The organism is Methanobacterium sp., assembly GCA_030017655.1.
Lineage (GTDB): Archaea > Methanobacteriota > Methanobacteria > Methanobacteriales > Methanobacteriaceae > Methanobacterium_D.
In genome coordinates this window covers 20,043-28,768 of record JASEIM010000024.1, presented here as the reverse complement: position 1 = coordinate 28,768, position 8,726 = coordinate 20,043, and the positions used below count along the sequence as shown (strand labels likewise).

General features: G+C 35.3%; 6 protein-coding genes. 3 read left to right on the top strand and 3 right to left on the bottom strand.

The genetic code is table 11. The annotated features are described in order from the left end of the window. The 3 genes from cobK to QMD61_09745 form a co-directional block, all read right to left on the bottom strand. The coding region (cobK, locus tag QMD61_09755; protein ID MDI6724915.1) for a precorrin-6A reductase at window positions 1-612 on the bottom strand (612 nt) is incomplete at its 3' end. An 84-nt stretch (window positions 613-696) separates the two neighbouring features. Next, window positions 697-3,237, bottom strand: coding sequence for a calcium-transporting P-type ATPase, PMR1-type (locus QMD61_09750; protein ID MDI6724914.1), 2,541 nt, complete (start codon window positions 3,235-3,237; stop codon window positions 697-699). A gap of 58 nt (window positions 3,238-3,295) precedes the next feature. Next, window positions 3,296-3,676: a UPF0146 family protein gene (locus tag QMD61_09745; protein ID MDI6724913.1), complete on the bottom strand. Its 381-nt coding sequence runs from the start codon at window positions 3,674-3,676 to the stop codon at window positions 3,296-3,298. A gap of 18 nt (window positions 3,677-3,694) precedes the next feature. On the opposite strand from QMD61_09745, the gene rimI reads away from it, so the two are divergent. From rimI to carB, 3 genes are all read left to right on the top strand, one after another. Next, a complete protein-coding gene (rimI, locus tag QMD61_09740) occupies window positions 3,695-4,156 on the top strand; it encodes a ribosomal protein S18-alanine N-acetyltransferase (GenBank protein MDI6724912.1) in 462 nt (153 codons plus the stop codon). A gap of 104 nt (window positions 4,157-4,260) precedes the next feature. Further along, window positions 4,261-5,343, top strand: coding sequence for a glutamine-hydrolyzing carbamoyl-phosphate synthase small subunit (carA, locus tag QMD61_09735; GenBank protein MDI6724911.1), 1,083 nt, complete (start codon window positions 4,261-4,263; stop codon window positions 5,341-5,343). A 143-nt stretch (window positions 5,344-5,486) separates the two neighbouring features. Further along, the gene (gene carB, locus QMD61_09730) at window positions 5,487-8,666 is read left to right on the top strand and encodes a carbamoyl-phosphate synthase large subunit (protein MDI6724910.1); all 3,180 of its coding nucleotides are present in this window, start codon (window positions 5,487-5,489) and stop codon (window positions 8,664-8,666) included. Window positions 8,667-8,726: the final 60 nt, after the last annotated feature.

Below are 8,726 nucleotides of genomic sequence, written 5' to 3'. Positions count from 1 at the left end.
ATTATATTCGTCCATTAATACTTTGTTAAAGTTTTTAGAAAAAGTTCCCTGCATTGCTATGATATTTTCCTGTTTTAATCCAAGATCAAGGCATTTTTGGATGGAATCTAAAGCAGGAAGAACTCTTGCAAATAATCTTTCAGGATCAATTTCCTTAATTACAGATTTTAATGTTGAAACGCCTGCAAGATGAAGAACTTGGCCATCTGTTAATTCATTAGCCTTAAATGCGGCTTCTTCAAAAGAAAATACTTTATGAATCAGTTTACTTTCGGGAAGTTCCATGTGGGGTCTTTCAAACCGGATATACTTAGTTTCAGTAGTATTTGAAGCTTTTATGGCATTAAATGTTGCTTCTGCAGCAAAAGGATGAGTTGCATCGATTAAAAATTCTATCTTTTTTTTATTAATTATTTCAGTAATTTCTTCAGTTCTTAGACCCTTTGAGATTACCTCATCTGCACCTGCTGATTTTGCAATATCTGCACCGTAATCTGTAGTGGTTGTGGCCAGTACTTTAAAATTCCCTGTTTTACTCAGTCTTTCAATGATTCTGGCAGCGTCTTTAGTGCCCGCCATTACTATTATGCTTGTTTTACCTTTTTCTGGCATATTCACAACCTTATAAATTAATTATAACACCAATTCATATTACAAATTATGAAAGGAAGTAATGTTCTACCTGTGTCATATTGGTTATTTTATAAATCTCTCAGCAAGCCAGTCGCTTATAAGGATTGTAGAGGAAACTAAAATAATCACAATCCAATCAATTAATGATAATGCAGTTGTTTCAAAGATTCCTTGAAGGAATGGGGTATATATAACGGCTATCTGTAGTAGTAATGACATTGAAATGGCGACAAATAAAAATTTATTTGAAATGTTTCTTAAATTCATTTCTGATTTACAGTTAAACACGTTAAAAATCTGGAACATGACAAAAACTGTAAATGCTATTGATGTAGCTTTTAAAGCGCCCACTCCGCTTATGATTTCATAATAATAGAGTGCAAGTGTCCCTACGGTCATTACCACTCCAGCAATAATTATTTTTAAAAGATTTTTCCTTGGAATAATCTCTTCTTTTATCGGCGCACGTTCCATAACATTCTTTTCAGGAGGTTCAACACCAAGAGATTGTGCTGGCGGTCCGTCCATAATAATGTTAATCCATAGAACCTGAATTGGATTGAATGGCACAGGAAGACCCATAATTGAAGAAGAAGTAATGGTGAGTATAGCACCTATGTTAGTTGAAAGCTGGAACCTGACAAATCTTCTAATATTATCAAATATGGTACGCCCTTCTTTAACAGCTCTAACAATTGTGGCGAAATTATCGTCTTGAAGAAGCATATCTGAGGATTCCTTGGCAACGTCTGTACCAGTTCCCATAGCTACTCCTATAGCGGCCTTTTTTAGGGCAGGAGCATCATTTACACCATCTCCGGTCATTGCAGTGACATTTTCTTTATCTTTGAGCACCTCCACAATCCTAACCTTCTGTTCGGGGAAAACTCTTGCATAGACCTGAACGTCCTCAACAATTCTTTCAAATTCAGCATCGGTGAGTTTATCAAGTTCAGAGCCAGTAAGGACTTTACCATCTGTAAGAATTCCAATTTCTTTTGCTATGGCTGCTGCGGTATCTTTATGATCTCCGGTTATCATTACCACCTTAATTCCTGCATTTATACATGTTGCAACAGCGTCTTTAGCTTCTTTTCTTGGTGGGTCCATCATCCCAACCAAACCAACAAAAATGAGATTTTCTTCGAGTTTGTCCTTGTCCAGCTCATCAAACTTACTTTCTTCGTGGGGGATTTTTTTATAGGCAAGAGCAAGAACACGAAGTGCTTTGCTAGTCATATCTTTTAAATCGTTTAATAGGACTTCTTTGTCCTGTTTTGTAAGCTTTTGGATTCTTTCATCTCTTTCAATCCACATACATCTTCCCAGTACAATTTCAGGGGCCCCTTTAACTAGAACGTATTTATCTCCTTCAATTTCATTCACTGTTGTCATTCTTTTTCTGACACTATCCAGTGGAATTTCAAGTAATCTTGGATATCTTTTTTCAAGCTCTGATTTTAAATATCCATTTTCTTCAGCAAAAACCAGCATGGCAACATCTGTGGGGTCCCCTATAGTTTTACCTTCATGGATGCTGGCGTTATTACATAATGCAGAAATTTCAAATGCTCTTTCAGGGGCAGTAATGTGGGTTTCTCTAACAGTCATCTTATTTTTAGTAAGAGTTCCTGTTTTATCAGTACATATAACGTTACATGAACCTAAAGTCTCAACTGCGAGGAGTTTCCTGACAATGGCATTGCTTCTTGCCATTCTTTGCATTCCGAGTGCAAGTGTTAATGTTAAAATTGCTGGAAGACCTTCTGGAACAGCTGCAACTGCAAGTGAGATTGCTGTGAGGAATGTATCAACTATTGGAATGCCTTGTAGATATTCTAAAATAAATACCAGTGAACAAACTCCTATTGCAAGAATTCCAAGATTTCTTCCAAGTCTACCTATTTTTTGGTGTAATGGTGTTTCTTCCTCTTCCTCCTGTATCATTTCTGCTATTTTTCCTATATTAGTGTCCATACCTATCGCTACAACAACACCCTTACCTCTACCAGAGGATACATTTGTTTCCATGAATACAGCATTACATGTGCTTTCTTTTCCAAGTTCGACAGGATCACAAATTTTTTCAACAGGAAGTTGCTCTCCAGTAAGAGTTGATTCATCAACATTTAAATCAGAACTTTGTATTATCCTTAAATCTGCAGGAATATTGTCTCCCTCTTCTATAATAACAATATCTCCAGGTACGAGGTCGCCTGCAGGTATTTTTTGTTCCCTACCATCCCGAATAACAACAGCTTCACTGGAAATAAGTCCTTTAAGTTTTTCCATAGCTTTTTCCGCACGATATTCTTGTATAAATCCAACGACAGCATTTATAACCACTACAATTAAAATAACAACTGCATCAATTGTATCTCCAACATAAGCAGCGGCAATAGCAGCAATTATCAGTATAACTATAAGTATTTCCTTAAACTGGCTAAGAAAAATACTAATTGGGCCTGCTTTCTCTTTTTCCACCAGTTCATTTTTTCCAAATTTGATAGAGCGTTTCTTGGCATCTTCAGTTGATAAACCCTTTTCTGCATCTGATTTCAGTGTCTTTAAAGTTTCATCTACAGTTAAATTTTGCCATTTCATCATAACACTTCTTTACAGTTCCTTAAAATCTAATTACATAATTCTAATATTTGAGTAGTTATTTATATATGTAAAAAGTCGCTTTTTTGTAATTTACCAGCTTCATTTTGTTTGAATTTATAAATTCAGTAGAAAATGGTTTTATAATAATGTCAGCACCAACCATTTCTGCAACTTTTATAATGCATGGTTGTAATTCTGGTTCTGGTCTTACAGAATAAATAAGAGATGATCCCTTATATATTTTTAAGTTAGGATTACAAATATCATCTTGAATAATCTTGTTACAAGAAGGTTTAATATCCGTCATTACAATAGAAGTTTTAAGGTTATTCTGGAGAATGGATGCTACTTTATAAAACTTTCCAGTACCCACTTCTACTATCTTATCCGCATCGGCATAATTATTGATGATATATTGAGTAAAATCTTCCCACATTCTATCACGGAGATATTCATGATAATAAGAGAGTTTAAACGCCCAGACATTAAAAGAGTTCTGGAAATTGAAACAGCTGCTTTTGATGATCCCTATCCACCCAGCATACTTATAGATATTTATAACCTTGGGGCAGGATTTCTTGTAGCACAGCAAAATAATATTGTTGTGGGATATATTATATTTTGGATCAGATATGAAGATGAGGGTCATATAATTTCTCTTGCAGTAGATAAAAAATACAGAAGAAAAAGTATAGGGTCAGAGCTTGTAGATTATGCTGTAAATATCTTCGCTAAATGTAATGTAAAGGATATTAAGCTTGAAGTCAGGGTTGGAAATAAAGGCGCAAGAAAATTTTACAGAAGATTGGGCTTTGAGGAAAAGGAATTCCTTGAAAATTATTATGAAGACGGTGAAGATGCTGTAATGATGAAAAAGACCCTGAAATCAGATTCTATGGATCTACCCAAAGACTAAATACTTGAAAATCAAATGAGATTAAGAAACTTATCAATTATTCAAATTTACTAATTATAATATTAGCTCTATTTGGGCGAATTCATGTTTAATATGGTGATTAAATGGTAAAAGAAGCAAAATTAGCTTTAGAAGATGGGACAATTCTTTATGGTGAAAGTTTTGGTTTTGAGACAACGAAGACAGGAGAAGTAGTTTTTGCAACAGGAATGACAGGCTACGTTGAATCACTCACAGATCCGTCATATAAAGGTCAACTTTTAATGAATACTTATCCACTTCAAGGAAATTATGGAATATCAGAAAAATGGTTCCAGTCAGATGGAATAAAGGCAGAAGGATTTATAGTGCGAGAAGAGAGTCAGCATCCTTCACATGCAAAATCTACAAAGAGTCTTTCAGATTTCTTAAGTGAACATAAAATCCCTGGAATAAGTGGAATAGACACAAGAGCACTCACAATAAAAATCAGGGAATTTGGAACTATGAAAGGAGTTCTCACTACAGAAGAAATTGATGATGAAGAACTACTGGATTTAGCAAAAAATCAACCCAATATAGAAGAAATAGACCTTGTAGATCAGGTGTGTGTAGATAAACCAAAGATTTTGGGAGAAAAATTCAAAAAAAGAGTTGCAATACTTGATTGTGGAATAAAAAATAACAGTATAAATGCTCTTTTAAAAAGAGAAACAGGTGTAGTTGTCCTGCCTTATAAAATGGATTATAAAGAGATCCTTGATTATGATCCTGATGGAATACTTCTATCAAGCGGTCCTGGGGACCCTACAAGAGTAAAAGATGCTATAAGTAACGTAAAAAAGCTTTCAGAAAGACTTCCCATGTTTGGAATTTGCCTCGGACAGCAAATAATTGGACTTGCATTTGGAGCTAAGATATACAAGATGAAATTTGGCCATAGGGGAATAAATCAACCAATAAAAGACTTAAGGACAGATAAAGTTTCCATAACTTCTCAAAATCATGGATTTACCATAGATCCTTCTTCAGTTGAGGAAACACCACTTAGAATGACTCAGATAAATCTAAATGATGGAACTCCTGAAGGAATTGAACATAAAGAATTACCAGTTTCAAGTGTGCAGTACCATCCAGAAGCAGGTCCAGGGCCTCATGATACAGATTATAATTTTGACAGATTCCTTAAGATTATAAGAAAATATTAACAAATTAATAAAAAGACCAATTCTCCATATTTAAGGATAAAATACCTCAATTATGATTCAAAATACTTAAATATGGATAAAAATATAGTTAAATGGATTTAAATTCACATAACATAAATAATATTACAAAAAGGGGACTAAAGATGCCGAAAGACGACGACATAAAAAAAGTTCTTATCATTGGATCAGGGCCGATTCAAATAGGGCAAGCAGCCGAATTTGATTATTCAGGCTCTCAAGCATGTAAATCATTAAGAGATGAAGGGATAGAAACAATTCTTGTTAACAGCAATCCTGCAACAATTCAAACAGACATGGACATGGCGGATAAAGTCTATGTCGAGCCATTAACTCCCGAAATTGTTGCAAAAATTATAGAAAAAGAAAAACCAGATGCTATTTTGCCCACAATGGGTGGACAGACTGGTTTAAATGTGGCAACAGGACTTGAAGAAATCGGTGCCCTTGAAGGAATTAAGGTTATAGGCTCGTCAGTAGAAACAATTAGGAATGTAGAAGACCGTGATCTCTTTGATAACTTTATGAAGGAGCTAAATGAGCCTGTACCAAAAGCAAGAGCGGTAAGTTCATTAGAAGAAGCTTTAGAAGCGGTTGAAGAAATTGGATACCCGGTTATAGTTAGACCAGCATTCACACTTGGAGGTACTGGTGGGGGTGTGGCTTACAACGAAGAACAGCTTCGAGAAGTAGCAACCCGTGGTCTTGATATGAGCTTCATAGGTCAGGTTCTCATTGATGAATCCGTAATGGGCTGGAAAGAGTTTGAATATGAGGTAATGAGAGATAAAAATGATACATGTATAATTGTGTGTAACATGGAAAATATCGATCCTATGGGAATACACACTGGAGAAAGCATTGTTGTTGCTCCTTCTCAAACACTAAGTGATGATGATAATCAAAAGCTCAGAGATGCTTCTATTAAGATAATAAGAGCTCTTCAGATTCAGGGAGGGTGTAATATACAATTTGCAGTGCATCCAGAAACTGGAGAATATAAAGTGATTGAAGTAAATCCAAGGGTAAGCAGAAGCAGTGCACTTGCTTCAAAGGCCACAGGATACCCTATAGCCAAAATATCATCAAAAATTGCTATAGGCATGACCCTTGATGAAATACAGAATGACATTACTAAAGAAACACCAGCATCTTTTGAACCTTCAATTGATTATGTAGTTGCTAAAATACCCAGATGGCCATTTGATAAATTTAAAGGCATAAATAAGCAAATTGGCGTTCAGATGAAATCCACTGGGGAGGTAATGTCTATTGGAAGAACTATTGAAGAATCTCTGCATAAAGCCATAAGATCTCTTGATATTAAACGATTTGGTTTCGATGATGTTGATTATGATAAAGAAGCACTGGAAAATGCAACAGATGATCGAATTTTTCAGGTTTATACTGCTCTTAAATCGGGCATGAGTATTGATGAAATTAAAGAAATTACAAAAATTGATGAATTTTTCCTTTATAAAATAATGAATATTATTGATTTTGAAAATAAATTAGATAAAGAAACTATTTCTGATCCTTTCATGCTTCGAAAAGCCAAAAGAATGGGATTTTCTGATAAAAAACTTTCAGAAATTACTGGATATGGGGAAGAAGAAATAAGGGACATGAGAAAAGAAAATGGAATCCTTCCAACATATAAAATGGTTGACACCTGCGCGGCTGAATTTGAAGCAAAAACACCTTATTATTATGGTACTTACGAACAATTTGATGAAGTAGAAGTTTCTGATAAGAAGAAAGTCATTATACTTGGTGCGGGACCAATCAGAATTGGTCAGGGAATAGAATTTGATTATTGCTGCGTACATGGTGCAATGGCCCTTAAAGATGAAGGAATAGAAACCATAGTGATAAATAACAATCCAGAAACTGTAAGTACTGATTATGATATATCAAATAAGCTTTATTTTGAACCATTAACATTTGAGGATGTTATGGGAATTATTGAAAAAGAAAAACCTTACGGAGTTGTAGTCCAGTTTGGAGGTCAAACATCAATAAACCTCGCTGTACCTCTTGCAGAAGAAGGGGTGAAAATATTGGGCACTCCTCATGAAAGTATTGACCGGGTAGAAGACCGTGAAAGGTTTACACAGGTTTTAGAGAAATTAAATATCCCTCAGGCAGATTATGGAACTGCTTACTCATTTGAAGAAGCAAGAGAAGCTGCTCAAAGGATTGGATTCCCGGTACTTGTCAGACCTTCATATGTACTCGGCGGAAGAGCTATGGAAATAGTTTATGATGATGTAGAACTTAAGGAATACATGAAAGAGGCCGTAAAAATATCTCCAGAACATCCAATACTTGTAGATAAATTCCTTGAAGAAGCCATTGAAGTGGATGTAGATGCACTTTGTGATGGAGAAGATGTATTTATTGGTGGAATAATGGAACACATTGAAGAAGCTGGAGTCCATTCTGGAGATTCAGCATGTGTTATACCTCCACAAACAATTCCTGAGGATGTTATAGAAACAATTAAAGACTATACTCGAAAACTTGCACTTGAACTCGATGTGGTAGGGCTGATGAATATTCAGTATGCAGTAAAAGATAATGGAGAACATAAAGTTTACATTTTAGAAGCAAATCCACGTGCAAGTAGAACAGTACCATTTGTAAGTAAGGCAGTGGGCGTTCCTCTTGCTAAAATAGCAGCAAAGCTGATGATAGGATATAAACTTAAAGATTTAGGTCTTACTGATGAGATAAAAATTGATCACGTTGCAGTTAAAGAATCGGTATTCCCATTTATCAAGCTCCCAGAGGCAGATTCAATTTTAGGACCTGAAATGAAATCAACAGGAGAAAGTATGGGAATTGATGATAATTTTGGAGTTTCATATTATAAATCACAGTTATCTGCTCATATGGAGCTTCCCAAAGAAGGGAAAATATTTATCAGCGTCAGGAATGCAGATAAAGATAAAATACTGGACATTGTCCAGAAAGCTGAAGAACTTGGTTTTAAACTGCTTGCAACAAGAGGAACTGCAAGGGCAGTTGAAGATCATGTTAAAATTGATAGAATTAAGAAAATCAGCCAGGGGTCGCCTAATATCAAGGAAGCTATACTTAATGGGGAAATTAATCTTATTATAAATACTCCTTCAGGTAAGCAGTCTGCAGACGATGGATACTATATTAGAAGGCTTGCTGTGGAACTCGGAATCCCCTACGTTACAACGCTTGCAGGGGCTCGTGCAGCACTGACTGCAATCGAAAAAGTAAGGGAAGGCGAAGTCAGAGTAAAATCTCTAAATGAATACCATGATATTTAATTTTTCTTTTTGTCTTAGTATAAAATCATATATGCTATCAAATACAATTTTTAATTAGAA

Coding starts and splice junctions, on each gene's coding strand:
- carB (MDI6724910.1), top strand. CDS start 5,487: ATGCCGAAAGACGACGACATAAAAAAAGTTCTTATCATTGGATCAGGG.
- QMD61_09750 (MDI6724914.1), bottom strand. CDS start 3,237: ATGAAATGGCAAAATTTAACTGTAGATGAAACTTTAAAGACACTGAAA.
- carA (MDI6724911.1), top strand. CDS start 4,261: ATGGTAAAAGAAGCAAAATTAGCTTTAGAAGATGGGACAATTCTTTAT.
- rimI (MDI6724912.1), top strand. CDS start 3,695: ATGATAATAAGAGAGTTTAAACGCCCAGACATTAAAAGAGTTCTGGAA.
- QMD61_09745 (MDI6724913.1), bottom strand. CDS start 3,676: ATGTGGGAAGATTTTACTCAATATATCATCAATAATTATGCCGATGCG.